The sequence below is a fragment of the Lacticaseibacillus parahuelsenbergensis genome (genome assembly GCF_030770265.1).
In the GTDB taxonomy this organism is placed as follows: Bacteria; Bacillota; Bacilli; order Lactobacillales; family Lactobacillaceae; genus Lacticaseibacillus; species Lacticaseibacillus casei.
Genome location: NZ_CP132482.1, coordinates 1,395,544 through 1,414,437, shown reverse-complemented (window position 1 = coordinate 1,414,437; position 18,894 = coordinate 1,395,544). Strand labels below are relative to the sequence as shown.

General features: G+C 47.6%; 13 protein-coding genes. 3 read left to right on the top strand and 10 right to left on the bottom strand.

Features of this window, described 5'->3' with window-relative positions:
• Positions 1 to 13 precede the first annotated feature (13 nt).
• Positions 14 to 784: an ABC transporter ATP-binding protein gene (locus tag LACPH_RS06610; protein ID WP_306387606.1), complete on the top strand. Its 771-nt coding sequence runs from the start codon at positions 14 to 16 to the stop codon at positions 782 to 784.
• Complete coding sequence (locus tag LACPH_RS06605) at positions 781 to 2,766, top strand: FtsX-like permease family protein (RefSeq protein ID WP_306387605.1); 1,986 nt, start codon at positions 781 to 783, stop codon at positions 2,764 to 2,766. Before LACPH_RS06610 ends, LACPH_RS06605 begins: the two co-directional genes overlap by 4 nt.
• A gap of 116 nt (positions 2,767 to 2,882) precedes the next feature.
• Here LACPH_RS06605 and LACPH_RS06600 read toward each other — a convergent pair whose 3' ends face one another.
• From LACPH_RS06600 to parE, 8 genes are all read right to left on the bottom strand, one after another.
• Complete coding sequence (locus LACPH_RS06600; RefSeq protein ID WP_047106130.1) at positions 2,883 to 3,236, bottom strand: hypothetical protein; 354 nt, start codon at positions 3,234 to 3,236, stop codon at positions 2,883 to 2,885.
• A gap of 104 nt (positions 3,237 to 3,340) precedes the next feature.
• Positions 3,341 to 4,462, bottom strand: coding sequence for a tyrosine recombinase XerS (gene xerS, locus LACPH_RS06595; RefSeq protein WP_306387604.1), 1,122 nt, complete (start codon positions 4,460 to 4,462; stop codon positions 3,341 to 3,343).
• 1,061 nt (positions 4,463 to 5,523) lie between these two features.
• Complete coding sequence (locus tag LACPH_RS06590; protein WP_047106129.1) at positions 5,524 to 6,456, bottom strand: manganese-dependent inorganic pyrophosphatase; 933 nt, start codon at positions 6,454 to 6,456, stop codon at positions 5,524 to 5,526.
• 28 nt (positions 6,457 to 6,484) lie between these two features.
• Positions 6,485 to 7,453, bottom strand: a complete 969-nt coding sequence (locus LACPH_RS06585; RefSeq protein ID WP_274784846.1) for a LysR family transcriptional regulator — start codon at positions 7,451 to 7,453, stop codon at positions 6,485 to 6,487.
• 120 nt (positions 7,454 to 7,573) lie between these two features.
• Positions 7,574 to 8,425, bottom strand: coding sequence for a pyruvate formate-lyase-activating protein (gene pflA, locus LACPH_RS06580; RefSeq protein ID WP_274784845.1), 852 nt, complete (start codon positions 8,423 to 8,425; stop codon positions 7,574 to 7,576).
• Between the two features lie 138 nt (positions 8,426 to 8,563).
• Positions 8,564 to 10,825, bottom strand: coding sequence for a formate C-acetyltransferase (gene pflB / locus LACPH_RS06575; RefSeq protein ID WP_010488355.1), 2,262 nt, complete (start codon positions 10,823 to 10,825; stop codon positions 8,564 to 8,566).
• 253 nt (positions 10,826 to 11,078) lie between these two features.
• The gene (gene parC / locus LACPH_RS06570; RefSeq protein WP_274784844.1) at positions 11,079 to 13,520 is read right to left on the bottom strand and encodes a DNA topoisomerase IV subunit A; all 2,442 of its coding nucleotides are present in this window, start codon (positions 13,518 to 13,520) and stop codon (positions 11,079 to 11,081) included.
• Between the two features lie 6 nt (positions 13,521 to 13,526).
• The gene (gene parE / locus LACPH_RS06565; RefSeq protein ID WP_049169803.1) at positions 13,527 to 15,539 is read right to left on the bottom strand and encodes a DNA topoisomerase IV subunit B; all 2,013 of its coding nucleotides are present in this window, start codon (positions 15,537 to 15,539) and stop codon (positions 13,527 to 13,529) included.
• Between the two features lie 311 nt (positions 15,540 to 15,850).
• Here parE and plsY point away from each other — a divergent pair, with 311 nt between their 5' ends.
• Positions 15,851 to 16,474, top strand: coding sequence for a glycerol-3-phosphate 1-O-acyltransferase PlsY (plsY, locus tag LACPH_RS06560; RefSeq protein ID WP_049169802.1), 624 nt, complete (start codon positions 15,851 to 15,853; stop codon positions 16,472 to 16,474).
• Between the two features lie 80 nt (positions 16,475 to 16,554).
• On the opposite strand, the gene LACPH_RS06555 is transcribed toward plsY, so the two are convergent.
• Complete coding sequence (locus tag LACPH_RS06555) at positions 16,555 to 17,433, bottom strand: aldose 1-epimerase family protein (protein ID WP_274784843.1); 879 nt, start codon at positions 17,431 to 17,433, stop codon at positions 16,555 to 16,557.
• A gap of 39 nt (positions 17,434 to 17,472) precedes the next feature.
• Complete coding sequence (gene hslU / locus LACPH_RS06550) at positions 17,473 to 18,882, bottom strand: ATP-dependent protease ATPase subunit HslU (RefSeq protein ID WP_049169800.1); 1,410 nt, start codon at positions 18,880 to 18,882, stop codon at positions 17,473 to 17,475.
• Between the last annotated feature and the right edge of the window lie 12 nt (positions 18,883 to 18,894).

Here is an 18,894-nt window from a genome sequence, read left to right as displayed (position 1 = left end):
AGGGGAAGATCGTATGTCAACGTTACTTAAATTAAAAAATGTCGAAAAAACCTATACAAGTCGGGGCGCCCAACCCGTTCAAGCATTGGTTAATATCAGTTTTACAGTCGAATCAGGCGAATTCGTCGCCATTATGGGGGAATCCGGATCCGGTAAAAGTACGCTGCTGAACCTGATTGCGACACTGGATAACCCTACAGGTGGCGAAATCACGCTCAACGGCCAGGATTTACGTAAGGTTAAAGAAGGGGCACGTGCTAAATTCCGGCGGGAGCACCTTGGTTTTATTTTTCAGGATTTTGACTTGCTTGATACCTTCAACGTGCAAGACAACATTTTTCTGCCGCTGGTTTTGGCAAAAAAGCCGCTGGCGATCATGAAAGAACGCCTGGCTAAACTCGCACCGCGGTTGGGCATCAGCGACCTCTTACAAAAGTATCCCTATGAACTCTCCGGCGGCCAGCAGCAACGGGTCGCCGCTGCCCGCGCCATGATCACGGAACCGGAAATTCTGCTGGCCGATGAGCCGACTGGGGCGCTTGATTCCAAAACTTCGAGCGAACTCTTGGACTTGCTGACAGACGTGAATGCCCAGAGTCAGCAAACCATTCTCATGGTGACGCATAGTGCCATTGCTGCCAGCCATAGCAAGCGGGTACTTTTCATCCGGGATGGCCAAATTTTCCATCAACTTTACCGGGGCGAACTTGATCAACCGGAATTCCTGACCCGAATCAGCGAGACGATGACGGCGATGCTGACGAAGGAAGGCGAAGGCCAATGAAATTCTATTTCAAGCTGGCCGCCACCAACCTCAAAGCTGACCGCCGCTTATTTGTCCCATTTGTCATCACCACCAGCTTCCTAATGGCAATCAATCTGATCATGCTAAATGCCTATGCCAGCAGTGATGTTCTGTTCAGCGAATTTGGCGCTTCGGCTGGCAGATCGCTGTTCATGTTTGGCTCGGTCATTACCGCAATCGTCTCCATCATTTTAGTGATTTATGCCAACAATTTTCTTCGCAAGCAACGCATCCGTCAGCTCGGTTTGTACAACATCATCGGTTTTGGCAAAGGCGAACTCAGCAAAATGATGGCCATCGAAAAATTGCTGCTTCTGTTGACAACATTGCTATTGGGCGGTGCTTTGGGAACAGTCCTGTCGCGGATTAGCTATCTGACACTGGCCAAGGTGCTGCATGTCAACCACCACCTTGAGTTTGGTCTGAGCCAACAAGCTTTCAGCATTGCCGGCATCATCACAATCGGACTCTTCATCATCTTAATGTTCATCGATGAAATCTGGCTTATTCGCAAGCAGCCAATTGACATTGTTCGCGAACAAAGCGCCGGTGAGCGGGAACCGAAGATTGCGTGGTTCACGCTGATTTTCAGCCTTGTATGTTTAATCGCCGGCTATACACTGGCCGTTGTCATCACCAATCCGCTGGAAGCCATGAGCATGTTTTTCTTTGCGGTCATACTGGTCATCACAGGAACATATGGCTTATTCACGTCGGGTTCGGTTTTTGTCTTAAAATGGCTGCGGCGTCGAAAAAACTATTACTACCAGCCTAAGCATTTCATTAATGTCTCGAATCTGCTTTACCGAATGCAACAAAACGGCGCCGGTTTAGCATCAATTGCCATTTTGGTGACCATGACCCTCATTACGCTGGCCACGACCGCCACGCTTTTCTTTGGCATCAATGAAATCGTTAACGCACAAACGCCAGTCGACTTATCATACTCCCTTAAAACAAATGATGCCGAAGCTGCCAATCGCGTCACCGAGCTGGCCAAAACCCATCACGTCCGTATCCGGTCAATTCGCACGTTTACTGGCCCTTCCAGCACGTTGGCATTGCGTGAAAAAAACCGGTTGAATTCCCAAAGCAGTATCAACGGACCGTTTGGCTTTGACAATGCCCGCAGCGTCCAGTTGATGACCATTGCGAACTATAATCGTTACACTGGACAACACCGTTCGCTGAATGGAAACAATATTCTTATTTACACGTCCAATCATTTCGCTGGCAATACTCTGACAATCGGGAAGCAAACTTATCATGTCGCAACGCGGGTTTCAAGCTTTCCCAATGCACCGAAAACGTTTATTCCCAATCTTTTCGTCGCATTTCCATCTGAAACACAAATGCTCGCGGCATTGCATCATTTGTACCCGAAAAAGACCATGGCCGAGCTTAAAACAGATGTCACCACGAATCAGGATTTAATGTTGAGCGGCAGTCATGTCAACCAAACTAAGCTGTATCAAGATTTAAACAAAAGTGGCATCGCACTTCCTGACACTGTTCAGTCCCGCGCCGTCAACTACGACGATACCGCCAGCATGATGAGCAGCTTTCTGTTTCTCGGCATCGTCTTTGGTGCCACGTTTATCTTGGCAACTTTGCTGATTCTTTATTACAAGCAACTGGCAGAAGGTTATGCTGATGAGCGGCGTTACACCATTCTCCAGCGAGTCGGCTTAAGCCTGCGCGAGGTGCGGTCAACCATCAACAGCCAACTACTCATGCTGTTTTATCTGCCGTTGGTCGTCGCTGCCATCCACGTTGGCTTTGCCTTGCCATTCGTTCAGCGAATCATGATGCTGTTTGGCTTGCCTGATTGGCAATTCTTCCTGACCGTTTCACTCATCACGTTAGCCATTTTTGCCGTGATCTACGTGTTAATGTATCGTCTGACCGGCAATGTTTATTACCGCATCGTTTCCCGCCGCCAGCCAACCAGTCGCAGGTAGGTAAGGGGACGCTGGTGATAGTCCGGTAACCACCAAAACTCTAAAAAAGTGCCGTTCCTGACCCATCGTTTGTCTACAACGATACTGTCAGAAACGGCATTTTTAGTTGTTATGTCTCAAGCCGGCTGCAAGGCTTTAATCTCGGCAATCAGCTTAAGCAGGTTTTGTTCAGCGGTTTGATAATCGGCCATTTTATCGGCGAATTGCTCATCAAAACCGGCAAGGCCACCTGCCGCAAATGCGTATTCGAATGGATAAACTGCTTCATAGGCAGCCGCAAACCGCTTTAGCAGATCATGATACTGCTCACCGCCAAGCTGTAAGGCCATCTGAATCACCCGAAAATCCGTATAAGCCATTTCGAATTGAACGGCCCAAGCCCGCATGAAATCATGCCGCGCCTGAATATGCAGAAAATGGTGCTCGGTGGTCCAAGCCAGCCGGTTCACTGAATCCTTAACATCCAACACAATGAATCACGCCTTTCTATTTACCCTTATGCTAACTGGCTTCATTATAAGCCTGTCCATGCAAAAACGCCTGAATAACACCCTTCTAGGCTAATTCAGGCGCACTAGTTTTCATGCGGTTGTTGGGTGTGCCGATCCAACGCCTTGGCTGCTGTTTCAGAAACCTCACGCAGCGCAGCTTTCCCGCGCTTATCGCTCAGGTTAATATAGAGATCAGTCGCACTTGTGGTCGTCTGCCCAAGCTGATCGGCCACTTGTTGCACATCCTTGGTTACCGTATAAATATTCGTCCCTAAAGTATGTCGCGCTTTATGCGGCGTGGACGGTCGACCATAAGCCGTCGTGTAACGTTTAAAAAAGGCCTCAATCGTATTTTGGCGAATCCGCTTCACAGTTTGACCGATCTGCGTCACAAACAGCGGCGACGTCGGCTTTTGGTAACCAATGATGGCCGCGCGTTGTTGTAAATACGCGGCAAGATAGGGGTCAATCCAGTCCGCAAAATTCACCCGATCCTGGAAATTGCCTTTGCGCACAACCTGCACCGTGTGGCGATCCATATTCAAATCTTCCAGATTCATATTAACCAGCTCGCTCACACGCACACCAGACCCAAACAGCAACGCAATAATCGCCAAGTTGCGCTGTTTGGCTGCATTAAAGTAAGCCCGTTGCTTCGAAGGTAACTGATGGGCATAAACCTGATCCAGCCAATGCAAAAACTTAGCATCTTCACCGTCCACAAACAGCATTTCCTGCAATTTGTGATTGCGATAAGCCGTCGTCTCGGCATGGGTTTTTAATTTAACCTTATTCCAGACATTGCGGTAAAAGTAAGGCTCACCGTCTTCATGCGGTTCACTTTCCTCGGTCAAAAATCGATAAAGTGCCTTAATGCCCACCAATCGCAAGGCAACACTGCGCCGCGTCATCCGTTTATTTGGATGCGTTTTGGAAGGCCGCTCTAGCAGATAAGCCATAAAAGCCTGCGCATCGCGTAAAGAAAGGTGTTCCAGCGTTTCAAGCGGCACAGATTGCGGGGAAGTGGCGGTCGTCACGCCGCTAGTGATCAGCCATTCAAGAAATTCCTGATAAAAATGCAGATACTGGTAAAGGGTAGAGTCAGCAATCGGAATTGCTTTTTGACTGTGATAGTAGTCCTGAATGTAGTCAGGCAAAGAGGGCAGCATGGCGTGGATTAATTTTGGATAATTCTGAGTCGACAAACAGCATCACCTCGAACATATGTTTTCTTCTAGATAATGCTAGTATACCTGAAAAAAGAGGCTGGTGCCGAGGAAGATGAGCGACTTAACCGCGATTTAACGCAGATTGTTTCGGCAAAATGATGTGAGACTGTATTGAATAAAGTTCTAGCTTTATCCAAAGGTAAACGTCAAAGCCTGGTTAAGGTCGCCAAATCCCGTTAATTCTTAAACGTGTTTATTGATCCGAATTTATGTATGAAAACTCGCTCGCACCACCGAACTTTAAAATTCGCCGTCTGCAGCACTGGATGCTGCTTGCTACTGGAAAAATTCAGTTGGTGGTTGTTGTTTGGCTACAATTTTGAACAAGCTTCAGCAATTCATCATGAATCAGCAATCAGCCAAAATATGCGGCCATCACAAAAGTGGCAATCATGCAACAATTGATTGATTTCTGCCAGTCTGGGCAAATTTACTGATTATCCGATAAATGTCCGTTTAAGCCAAAACATCTGCATAAAGTTTGCTGATCAGTCATCGTACATAAAATTTGCAAAAAATTCTTAACCTCGAATCAAACCGCTGCTTTTGGGCCGATCTCGTTGCTGTTAAAAATTTCCGATACCCACGAGTGGGGGAGTGCTGGCGAGAATTTACTGCCACGGGAAAAACTGAGAAAAGTTCCGCGTTCTGGATATCCATTCTAGTTTACATAATATATATTATACGAAGTAGTGGGCAGATCGTTGATTTCGTAGATTTTCTGGGAAGTTAACTCAAATTACGCAAATCTAGCTCTCGTGTGCTCATTGAACCGATCAGTTAAACGTTGCGTAAATTTCCGTCACTCATACGGTCAATCAAGTCTACATCAAATCTTAACTCACAAAAATTTGCTAACCACGCATGATCATCATCGTCAGGACATCTGCTTTCAATCGAATGAATCCGCTTTAGTTTAGCTTAAGTGTTTAGTTTAGCTTAAGTGCTCTACCATCTTGCCAACTTAAACAACACAAAAAATCGCAGCCAAGGTGTTCAGCTGCGACTTAATTAACTATATTCGTAAAACGGACAGATCAACCTTCAAATACTTTTTGCATCGGTGGCACGACTTGCTTTTTACGTGAAACTACTCCAGGCAATGCCAAACGAGCGTTCGTATCAAACTTTTCGTTAAATGCTGCCGCGACTTTATCGCGATCCGCACCAACAGCAAAGCCGGTTGAGTTGCTGTTCAAAATATCCGTCGCGATCAGCAGGAAGTCGTCATAACCCTTTGCCTGTGCTTCCTTGGTCATGGCGTTCAATAGATCATCCTGACGCGCATAGATGTCATCCAAGTCAACGGTATTGACCTGGCCGATCCGGATCGACTTGCCGCCCATTGTGAAGCTCTTGGCGTCGCCTTCAATAATATCCATATCAGACTTAGCAGCTAAGTTTGTGCCGGCCTTCAGCATAGCTAAGCCGTATGATTGCAAATCAATTCCGGCAATTTTAGCCATTTCAGGAAGAATCTTTTTGTCCTTGTCCGTGGCAGTCGGCGATTTCAGCAACAATGTGTCGGAAATCAACCCCGATGCCATCAAGCCAGCCAGTGTTGGCGAGATCGTGTAGCCGTGTTCCTGAAATAGTTCGAAAATCACGGTGTTCGTGCTGCCAACCGGTTCTGCGCGATAGAACAGCGGTGCAGCGGTGTGAAAGTTCGCAATCCGGTGATGATCAACCACTGACGCAATCTGCACGTCCTCGATATCAGCAACACTCTGTTGAAATTCGTTATGGTCCACCAACATCACAGTGTCAGTTTCATTTGCTGCAGTTTTAATGACCCGCGGTGCTTGAACCTTGAAATGATCCAAAACAAACTTGGTCTCGTCATTTGGTTCACCGAGTGCTACTGCTTCAACATCTGTGTTGCCCGCCTGCTTTTGAAACTCGGCCCAGCTCATGGCACTGGTAATCGCATCCGTATCTGGGTTTTGATGTCCAAAAATCAAAGTCGTCATATTAATCGATCGCTCCTCAGCTCAATATTTACCTTTCAATCTTACCACTGTTTTCGCCGACCCGCGACAGATAATCTTTTTCTGCCAGATAAGCATCAAACGTCTTGAAAAAGTTCGCAATCCGCGGAATGTCGGCCTTTTCTTTGCGATAGACGAACGAGGTCTCAAAGCGAATCGCCGGTTCGAATGAAACTGCGTGGGCCTTTATTTGATCAGCGTGAGCCGTTACGAAACTCGTCGGCAAGGCAGTATTCACGCCGGTGTGATTAACAAACTGCGTAAGTTGATATGGCGTGGTAAAATGCGCCACCACATGCGGAAAATCAACCATCTGATTCTTGTAGGCTTCGTGAAGCATCTGCCCCAGGAAATAATCATCCGGATAAGTAACCCATGGTTCAGCAAGCGTATCTTTAAAATGAAGGCGCTTACGATTTGCCAACGAATCGTCATGATGCAAAAACAGCAACTGCTCATCGAGAATTTTCTTGCTGGCATATGGTTTCCAGTTCTTGATCGTCTCGTCAGGCAGATTCATAATCGCCAAATCAACCTGATTGTTTTCTAATGCTTCCCATATTTCGTGGCGTGTCATCATCCGCAAAGTAATTTCAACTTCGGGATTCAAATCATAGTAATGGGCAATGAAGGCGTTAAAGGCACTGTCTTCAATCGAACTCAATAGCCCAATATTAATTTTACCCACAGTGGCGCTGGTAGTTTGCTGAATCTCGTCGGTCGTCTGATTCAGAATCTCATAAATCTCGTGCGTTGCCTTCAACATCGTCTGACCGGCATCCGACAAATGCAGTTTTTTCCCGACAGAATAGAACAGCGGTGCTCCCACTGTCCGCTCCAGCTTCTTAATTTGCTGCGTTAAAGCAGGCTGGGTAATGCCCAACAGCTGAGCAGACTGGGTATAGTTCATCGTTTCTGCGAGTTGCAGAAAATACGTGAGAGTCTTGGAGGAAAAAATGCGCTCTTGCTTCGTTTTCATGGGCGGCTTCCCTTTCATTTATAAATTTATAATACTGATCAATCATCATCATAAGTGGCATTTAAAAAAAACGCAACAGATTTGCCGCGTTTTTAATCGTTACGTTAAGTTCTAACTAAACTACGCCTTGGCAGCCGGACGCGGACGCCAATTTTGCCAGCCAGTGTAATCTTGGACATGCAACAGATTTTCCGCATTCTTAACTCGATCTGCTGATGGTGGTTCGATGCCTTCCAGTGGATAGGTAATGCCAAGTTCATGGTATTTTTTGACCCCCAGCGTGTGGTAAGGAAGGATTTCGACTTTTTGAACCACATGCTTGTCTAACGTTGCGATGTAATCCCCTAACCGTTTAAGGTAAGGATCAAAATCAGTGCGTTGCGGTACCAACACGTGTCGAATCCACATATCATCGCCGTGAGCAGACATATATTGAACCATATCCAAAATATTTTCGTTCGGGAATCCCGTTAATTTTTTGTGTTCAGCGGAGTCAATGTGCTTTATATCCACCAATGAAATATCTGTGACCGCCATGAGTTTCTCAAACTGACCAAACCAAGGCTGATCGCGGGTGAATGGGCCACCTGAAGTATCGAGGCAAGTTGAAATGCCAAGTTCTTTGGCTTTAGTAAAGAGTTCAAGAATGAAGTCGATTTGCACCAGGCTTTCCCCACCGCTGCAGGTAATGCCGCCTTGTTCGCCCCAGAAAGCCTTATAGCGCTGTGCATCCGCCAAAATCTGATCAGCGGTCATTTCCTCACCGACGCCGATATTCCAAGTGTCAGGATTGTGACAGTATTGGCACCGCATGCGGCACCCTTGCATAAAGACGACAAAGCGAATCCCGGGGCCGTCAACTGAACCGAAGCTTTCGACCGAGTGAACGTAACCCTTAATTGGCCCTTCATGATCCTGCCCGACCTGTTCCAAAATGTTTAACGGGCTTTGTGATTGATCGATAAGTTTCATCTATGCCGCCTCCACTGCTAGTATGCTGATAGTTTTCAAACGATTTTCATTTCAGTTTGTCAAAAAACGGCAACAGCAACGTTGCCGTCTTTTGACAAAACAGGAATGATTTCCTGTTTTGATGTTGAGTTAACTGGATTACATTTCGTCGAAGAATGTCCGTGCGATAACGTCATCTTGCTGTTCCTTTGTCAGGTCCGCGAAGTATACGCAATAGCCTGAAACCCGGACAGTTAAGGTTGGGTATTCTTCTGGGTGCTTCTGTGCATCGATCAACGTTTCCTTGTTGAAGACGTTGATGTTTAGATGCATGCCGCTGTTCTCCATATAACCGTCGACCATGTGAACCAAGGTATCCTTACGGGTTTCATCATCATGTCCCAAGGTATTTGGTGTAACCCCGAACGTGTTGCTGATACCGTCAGTTGCGTAGTGATACGGAATCTTAGCGGTGGACATCAATGAAGCCAAGGCACCGTTCTTTTCTGCGCCGTATGCCGGGTTGGCACCTGGTGAGAATGGTTCGCCTTTCTGACGGCCATTTGGTGTTGTTCCGGTATTCTTACCATAGACCACGTTGGAGGTGATGGTTAGAACACTGGTACTCAACTTAGCACCGCGATACAGATGATGGGTATTCATCTTGTTGTAGAAGGTCTTCACCAACCACTTAGCGATGTTGTCGGCCCGATCGTCATTGTTACCATAACGCGGATAGTCGTCGTTGTCAGCAACAAAGTCAACCGCAATACCATTTTCATCGCGAATCACTTTAACATGACCGTACTTGATCGCACTGATAGAGTCAACCGCATGTGACAAGCCGGAAATACCAGTTGCAAACGTCCGGTTCAGGCGGGTGTCCTTCAATGCCAATTGTGCTGCTTCGTAGTAATACTTGTCATGCATGTAGTGAATGACATTCAGCGCATTAACATAAACGTCAGCTAGCCAGTCCATCATCTTGTCGAACTTCTTCATGAATTCGTCGTAATCGATGTAATCACTGGTGATTGGTTCATATTCAGGACCCACTTGTGCTTCCTGGATTTCGTCTTTCCCGCCATTGATGGCATATAAGACGGTCTTTGCCAGGTTTGCCCGAGCGCCAAAGTACTGAACGCCGTCAGCGATCGGCTGTGCGGATACACAGCAAGCGATGCCATAATAGTCCGTGCCCCATTCGTTACGCATCAGATCATCATTTTCGTATTGAATGGTTGAACTTTGGATGGAGACTTCAGTTGCGTAGCGCTTGAAGCCTTCTGGCAAGCGTTCGCTCCACAACAACGTAATGTTGGGTTCCGGTGCTGCACCCATGTTGTCTAAGGTCTTCAGGAACCGGAAAGCGGTCTTGGTGACATGATGCCGACCATCATTACCCATGCCAGCCAAGGACAGGGTTGCCCAGATCGGATCGCCGGAGAAGAGTGAATTATATTCTTCAGTCCGAATGAACCGAACCATCCGCAATTTCATAACCAAATGATCGATCAGTTCTTGAGCCTGTTCTTCGTTTAACTTGCCGAGACGCATATCCCGTTGAATGTAGGCATCGATAACCGTATCGATCCGGCCAACGGACATCGCCGCGCCATTTTGCGTCTTAACGGCTGCCAGATAGCCAAAGTAAATCCATTGAACGGCTTCTTGAGCGTTTGCAGCTGGCCGAGAAATATCATAGCCATATTCTTTGGCCATTTTCTTCATATCGTTCAACGCTCGATATTGTTCATTGATTTCTTCGCGCAGTTTGATGACATCATCGGTCATTTCGCCGTCGCCGGTCAGGTTGTAGTCGTTAACCTTTTCTTCCATCAACCGATCAATACCGTAGATGGCAATCCGTGGGAAGTCTGAGACGATTCGGCCACGGCCATAAGCATCAGGCAACCCAGTCACGATTTTGTAGTGACGAGCCTTGCGCATTTCTGGTGTATAAGCATCAAAAACGCCTTGGTTATGGGTTTTACGATATTCGGTGAAAATCTTGTGTTCGGCAGGATCGGTTTCGAAGCCATAAGCTTTCAACGCATCTTCTGCCATCCGAATACCACCAAACGGCATGAATGCACGTTTGAATGGCTTGTCGGTTTGAACGCCGACAATCTTTTCGAGATCTTTGTTGAGATAGCCAGGGCCATGTGACGTAATGGTTGATGGAATGTTGTTGTCTGCATCCAAAACGCCGCCATTGGCACGTTCTTGCTTCTTCAAGTTCAGAACCTGGTTGTTCAAAACAGTTGTTGCTTCAGTGGGGCCAGCAAGGAAACTCTCGTCCCCATCATATTGGTTCAGGTTATGCTCGATAAAATCGCGCACATTGATTTCTTCTTGCCAGTCACCGCCGTTAAAGCCTTCCCAATAATTAGGAACTTTGGTTTCGTCAAGCTGTTTCATAGGTGTTTGCCTCCTAAAGTGAATTACAGATGTGACAGTTCTTACAAACTCAGTATAACACGGTGCGGGATCTATGCAAGCGTTTTATTGCCTATATAACAGGGGTTCTTTTGTTTTTTTAGTGTATTTAGTTGTTTCATAAAAAATGCTTAAGAGCTATTTTGATAAGTTGTGCACAATCGTTCTGTACTATAATAATTAAAAATAGCCGCTCCTGTACTATTACAGAAGTGGCTATTTTGGTATTTCTTGTTTAGTCCTTTTCCGGAATCACTTCACGGGTACGGACAAAGACCGGTGTCCCTTGAACATCCGTATCGATGATAAATGAGCCGTTGGAGTAACGATCACCGGTTGGGTGTTGGCTCGGCGTCAGCGTGACAACTTTGTCAGCATCAGTCAGTACATCCAAGCGGGTATTCACATCAACTGCCATCATGGCGACGATGCGATGCGGATCACGCTTAAGCTCGCGCAAGACCAGCAGACCGCGTCGAGCCCGACTCATTTCGCCGACTTCACTTAATGCCATCCGTTTGAAGGCGCCGCGTTGGGTCAGAATCCCGACCACCGCACTTTGCGGGTCTTTAACCAGAATGAAGTTAACAACCTCGTCCTCCGGTTTTAGATCCATACTTTTAACGCCGGTTGCCCGTGCGCCAACAGTCGAAACATCAGCTAACGGGAATGTTAATCCATATGCGTGCCGACTGACAACAAAAACATCTTGCGACTGATCAGTGGTGAAATAAGCATTCGTGACCACTGCACCGGCCGTCTTGAGCTTCATAGCCAGCATCGGTTTGCGTTTGTAAGTTCGCTGCGGCTGTAAATCACTCAGCGCTGTCTGTTTAATATAGCCATCACTGGAACCAAGAACAAAACTACCGGCAATGTCCAACTGATCAAAGGCAAAGACTGCCAATACCTTTTCATCGGTACCCAGTCCGACTGTCTGGCTCAGGTGCTCGCCAGTATCTTTCCAGCGGGCATCACCGATTTCGTAAACCGGCCGATAAATGATGTTCCCGGCATTGGTCACAATATAAAGGTGCTGCAGCGTGCGCAACTCACCAGTGAAAATGGCCAAATCATTCGCTTTGAGCCCGTTATCGTCAGGGTCAACGGCCTGATAACTGCGCAACGAACTGCGCTTGACGTAGCCATCCCGTGATACTTGAACCATAACTGGCTCATCAGCAACCGTCACCGTCGTTGCAACTTCAAGCGTTTCAATTTTAGCCTGGATGCTGCTACGGCGATCATCCCCGTATTCCTTGGCAATCCGCTTGAGTTCCTGCTCGATGACCCGATCACGCGCGGCCGGCCGCGCCAGAATATCCTGATAACCAGCGATAGCCTTAGCCAGTTGCGCCGCTTCGTTTTGTAAGGCAGTAATATCGGTATTGGTCAGGCGATACAACTGCAAGGACACGATAGCTTCTGCTTGCGCTTCGGAAAAGTCAAACTGCTTAACCAGATTACGCTTGGCATCGCCTTTATCCTTAGAAGCTCGAATAGCCGCGATCACCTGATCCAAAATCGACAGCATCTTGATCAGGCCTTCAACAATATGCTGCCGAGCCTGTGCTTTGTTCAGTTCATACCGCGTGCGGCGAGTGACGACATCACGGCGATGGGCAACATACGCTTCCAGCATCGGCTTTAAACCTAGCAGTTTTGGCTGCATATCGGCGATGGCAACCATATTAAAGTTATAAGTGATCTGCAGGTCGGTATTTTTGAACAGATAATTCAAAATGCCTTGGGCGTCGGCTTCTTTCTTCAGCTCAATGACAACGCTTAAACCAAAACGGTCACTTTCATCCCGAACTTCGGCGATGCCATCGACTTTCTTATTAAGGCGCAGTTCGTCGATTTTTTTAATCATCAAGGCTTTATTGACATCATATGGGATCTCGGTGACAACAATCTTTTCCCGTCCGCCACGCATGGTTTCGATATGCGTGCGTGAACGCACAACAATCTTGCCGCGGCCGGTTTCATATGCTTGCTTGATGCCGTCAAGCCCTTGAATAATCCCACCGGTTGGAAAATCCGGGCCTTTGACATATTGCATCAAGTCATTTAGGTCAGCTTGCGGGTGCTTTAACAGGTACAAAATGGCATCCACTACTTCGCGCAAGTTATGCGGCGGAATTTCGGTCGCGTAACCAGCGGAAATACCGGTCGCACCGTTGACTAACAAATTAGGAAATCCAGCCGGTAAAACTGTTGGCTCCTGCGCCGTGTCATCGAAATTAAGGACCATGTCCACAGTCTCTTTATCGATATCCGCCAGCATCTCTTTACTGATCTTGCTCAGGCGCGCTTCCGTGTACCGCATTGCGGCAGGCGGATCCCCGTCCATCGAACCGTTATTACCGTGCATTTGAATCAACGGTGCCCGCAGCTTCCAATCCTGGCTGAGCCGGACCATTGCTTCATAAATCGAACTATCGCCGTGTGGATGATAGTTACCCATAACGTTACCGACACTTTTGGCCGATTTACGAAAACCTTTATCGTAAGTGTTGCCATCCTGATTCATCGCAAACAAAATTCGGCGCTGAACCGGCTTTAGCCCGTCACGGACATCCGGCAATGCCCGTTCTTGAATGATGTATTTCGAGTACCGGCCAAACCGGTCGCCCATGACCTCTTCTAAGGTCAACTCCTGAATCTGATTGGCCAATGGCTTTTACTTTCCTTTCTTGTCTAACTGTTTAACGATTTGCTTGGCACCAAACTGTAACTTTTCGTGATTAGCTGTCGGTGTTTCCAAAATACTACCGTCGTCATCCATGTCAAACTTAACATGATGTTCAATCCATTCACGCCGGGGTTCGACCCGATCCCCCATCAAAGTCGTCACGCGCCGTTCGGCTAACTGGGCGTCGTCAATCCGCACCCGAATCAACGTGCGCGTCTCTGGATTCATAGTGGTTTCCCACAACTGATCAGCGTTCATTTCCCCAAGTCCTTTGAAGCGAGTCAGCGTATAGCCCTTCCCCATGGCCTTGGTTTCCTTAGCCAGCTCTTCATCGGTCCAGGCATAGCTGATCTTGGTTTTAGCCCCAGCACCTTTTTGCAGCCGATATAGCGGCGGTAACGCAATATAAACCCGTCCGGCATCAATCAGCGGCCGCATGTACCGATAAAAGAATGTCAGCAACAGAATCTGAATATGCGCGCCATCGGTATCCGCATCGGTCATGATAATGATCTTGTTGTAGTTTGCCTGCTGGATGTCAAAATCCGCCCCGACACCGGCACCGATTGTGTAGATCATCGTATTGATTTCTTCGTTCTTAACGATATCCTGCAGCTTGGCCTTTTGCGTATTCAGGACTTTCCCACGCAACGGTAAAATCGCCTGGAACTTACGATCTCGCCCTTGTTTAGCAGAACCGCCGGCCGAATCCCCTTCGACTAGGTAAAGTTCATTGCGTTTAGGATTTTTGGTCTGTGCTGGGGTTAATTTACCGGAGAGCAGTCCCTGATCTTTTTTCCGCTTACGGCCGGTCCGACTGTCATCGCGCGCCTTACGCGCTGCTTCGCGGGCATCCCTGGCCTTAATCGCCTTACGTACGAGTTCCTGGGACTCTTCCCCATTTTCCATCAAAAACGTGGAAAGATTTTCGTAAACAATACCGTCGACAACTGTGCGAGCTTGCGGGGTACCCAGTTTGCCTTTTGTCTGGCCTTCAAACTGCAGGATTTCTTCAGGAATCCGCACGCTTAAAATACCGGCGAAGCCTTCCCGAACATCACTGCCTTCAAGGTTCTTATCCCTGTCTTTCAACAAGCCGACTTTGCGCGCAAACTCATTAAACGCTCGGGTCATCCCACTGCGCAAGCCGATTTCGTGCGTGCCGCCATCGCCGGTGCGCACATTGTTGACGAAGGAAATAATATTTTCGGAATAGCCATCATTATATTGGCCGGCAAAGTCAACCACAATGCCATCTTTCTTGCCTTCAAAATTGATGACCTGCGATAAGGCATCTTTGCCTTCATTAAGATACTTGACGAAACTCACCAAACCATCCGGATAGTGGTACTGATCCTGCTTACCGGTGCGCTCGTCAATTAAGTTAATCGTAATATTTTTCAGCAAAAAGGCTGATTCGCGCAACCGTTCGGCGAGTGTATCATAGTTGAAAACCGTGGTCTGGAAAATTGTCGGATCCGGTTTGAAGGTGATTGTGGTGCCATTTGGTTCATTCACTTTGCCTAGCTTTTGCAAACCACCGTCTGGATGACCACCGTTGATGAAGTGCTCCTCAAAAGCCCGTTTGTCGCGGACAACCCGCACGGTCAGTGATTCAGATAAGGCATTCACGACACTGGAACCGACTCCGTGCAGACCGCCGGATGTTTTATAGCTATTTTGGTTAAACTTCCCGCCGGCGTGCAGCACCGTTAGGATCACTTCAATCGTCGGCTTGCCGCTGGGATGCATCCCCGTCGGCATCCCCCGTCCATGATCCTGCACGGTAACCGAATTATCGGCGTGAATGGTTACATTGATTTCGTCCCCAAACCCCGCGAGCGCTTCATCGACTGAGTTATCCACGATTTCATAAACCAAGTGGTGCAACCCGCGGCCATCGGTGGAACCAATATACATCCCAGGCCGCTTGCGAACGGCTTCCAGGCCGTGCAGCACCTGAATGGATGAATCATTATATGCTTGCGTTGCTTTGTCCATAATAAACTCCCTTTTTGAAACAACTAATTTATAGAATACACCACGCACCCGCAGAGCGCGAACAAAGCATGACTAAAAAATGCTTAGAAAACGGCACGAAGACGATCTCGGCCAACATTCGCACACAGCCGCTTTATGAGCTACGTATTTCCGGTGTAGCCTTTACGTCCATAAAAAGTCTGCGTTGACGTTTCTCTAGGGCATTTAACCCATTATTGCAAATCGAATGTGTGTTCGCATTATTTTAACGGCGTATCACTCAAAAGTCAAAAATGCTAAAATAGTTTTTAAGTCTGAGAGGAGGGGCACACTTGGTTCTTGTGCTTTGTTTTATACTCGCTTATTTCATTGGTGCCATTCCGTTTGGTGTGGTGATTGGCAAAGTATTTTATCATACCGACATCCGCAAAGGTGGCAGCCATAATATCGGGACAACCAACGCTTATCGAATGCTAGGACCGGTTGGCGGAACACTGGTGTTGCTATTGGATATTCTAAAAGGAACGTTGTCAGCCAGTTTACCGATTTTGTTTGGAATTGACCACCACTGGCTGATTCTGATTGTCGGGCTGGCGGCTGTCTTAGGCCATACCTTTTCGATTTATATTCATTTCAAAGGTGGCAAAGCAGTGGCGACGAGTGCCGGCATTTTGCTGGCGTATAATCCGGAATTCTTCTTCATTGCCTTTGCTATCTGGTTTAGTCTGATCTTGCTAACGTCCATGGTCAGTGTCGCCAGTACACTTGGCATGGTCATTATCACCTGCTGGTCGCTTGTTTATCACGACTGGTTGCTGACCACCGTGGCTTGCGGTCTGCTTGTCGTTTTCTTCATTAAACATCGGGCCAATTTTAAGCGCATCAAAGCGGGCGACGAGAACATGGTCCCATTTGGCCTCGGCCTTTACTTACGGCAACACCGTCGCCAGCAGTAAAGAACACAAAATATACCACGCAAAAAGACATCCCCTGTTGGATGTCTTTTTGTCTTTAAGCACCAGTGCCGGTAACAGTATCAGAAAATGCTGATCGTGTAGCCTTTTTCAAATGCTGTGCCGGGTTCCAGACGATTAATGCCCAGTTTCTTGGTTAAATCGCCGGTCGTGCCAATCGTATCTGCGATGCCCCACCACGGCTCAATGCAAACAAACTCACCCGTCTTGGGATAGGGGCTCCATACGCCTAAGTAAGGTGTGTCTGTCATGGTGACACTCACACCGTGTTTGGTTTTGTCCGAAAGCAGATTAAACGAGGTCTTACCAAGCGGAGCAAAGATGAGTGCATCGTTTTTAAACGTCTCATGGGTCAGCGCCAGATTGGCATCAGTTGCGGCCAGCGTTCGGTGCGTATAATCCACGCCTTTGCCGGCAACCAGCGGAATTTGAACCAGCGACTTGCGCGGTTTGAAGTTCATGTAATAATCCGTAAACTGCGTGTCTGCTGTCATCGGAACTTTGAAACCAGGGTGTCCGCCAACACTGAAATACAACGGAGCCGTTTTATCAGGATTATCGACATGGTAAGTGACATGCAGATTATTGTTTTCCAATGCGTAGGTGATAATCAGCCGAAACGCAAAGGGATACATGGCGCGAGTTTTATCGTCATCTTTAAGAACAAGGCTGGCCTTAAAAGGCGTTGCCGACACGACTGTGAAATCACGATCACGGGCAAAGCCATGCTGGGTCATGTGGTAAGTTTTGCCAGCATAATGATATTGGTCATCAGCCAATGCCCCGACAATCGGGAATAATACCGGTGCGTGCCGCGGCCAGACTTCCGGATCAGCCTGCCACAGGCGCTCACGCCCAGTCAGGTTATCCTTGATACTAGTCAGCTCGGCACCATGCCGACTGATGTCAACGGTCAAAAAGTCATTTGCAATCGTTACCATACATCCTCATCCTTTATCTACAGTTCTCCACGGGTTGCCTTACAAAATATACCGGGTCATGTTCGTATCGGCAGCGATATGGCCGATCTTATCATCGACATACTGCTGGGTCACCGTCACACTGCCCATTGCCATATCCGGACCTTCGTAAAGCACATCTTCCAATAGCTTTTCCAAGATGGTTGCTAACCGTCGCGCGCCGATATTATCGGTATCGTGATTAACCTGCGTGGCAATTTCGGCAATCCGATTAACGGCTTCCTTGGTAAACGTGATTTTCACGCCATCAGCACCGATCAAGGCAATATATTGTTTAATCAACGCATTGTCCGGTTCGGTCAGAATCCGTACGAAGTCTTTTTCGGTCAAATCCTTTAGCTCAACCCTGATCGGGAACCGACCTTGCAATTCGGCAATCAAATCACTCGGTTTGGCTTCAGCAAATGCCCCTGAACCGATGAACAAAATATGATCGGTGTTGATTGGCCCATACTTGGTGTTAATCTGCGAGCCTTCGACGATTGGCAAAATATCGCGTTGAACCCCTTCGCGAGAAACTTCACCACTGGTATGCTTGTCGCCTGCTGCGATTTTATCAATTTCGTCAATAAAGATAATGCCATTGTTTTCGGCACTCTGGATGGCGTCGTGATAAATATCGGCATGGTTGACCAGTTTATCCGACTCTTCTTTAATGAAGATTTCGCGGGCTTCCTTAACGGTCATGGTGCGCTCGACTTTTTTCTTGGGCATTAACGCACCAATCGTATCACTTAAGTCAATCCCCATTTGGCCGTACATATCACTCATGCCGCCGCCTTTTTTCTCGTCGTTGACGGCAACGGTAATTTCCCGATCCTCTAGCAAGCCTTTTTCCAGCTGTTCAGCGACACTCAGGCGTTTGTTCCGAATGTCATCGGTCACTTCGCCACCAGCATCGGCATCGTCAGCAGCAGGTGTCTTGCCGTTTTGCATACCTTGTAACATGTTCATCATTTCAGCCATCGGATTCGAGTTCTTTTCTTTGCGAATCGCTGGTACCAAAATTTTAACGAGGCGTTTGTTGGCTTCCTTTTCGGCGCGAACGCGGACTTTCTTGAACTGCTTTTCTTCTTCCATCGCCACTGCGGTTTCAGCAAGATCACGGACCATGGATTCAACATCCCGACCGACATAGCCGACTTCCGTGAATTTGGTCGCTTCGACTTTAACGAAGGGTGCGTCCACGATTTTGGCTAATCGCCGGGCGATTTCCGTTTTTCCGACACCGGTTGGCCCAATCATCAACAGGTTCTTCGGTGTGATTTCTTCTTGCATCTTGGGTGACAACTGCATCCGGCGATAGCGATTATACAAGGCAACCGCAACGGCGCGTTTGGCATCGTCCTGACCGATGACATATTGGTCAAGTTTTTCAACGATTTGTTTAGGTGTTTGAACCTCTACCATTTTAAACCTCCT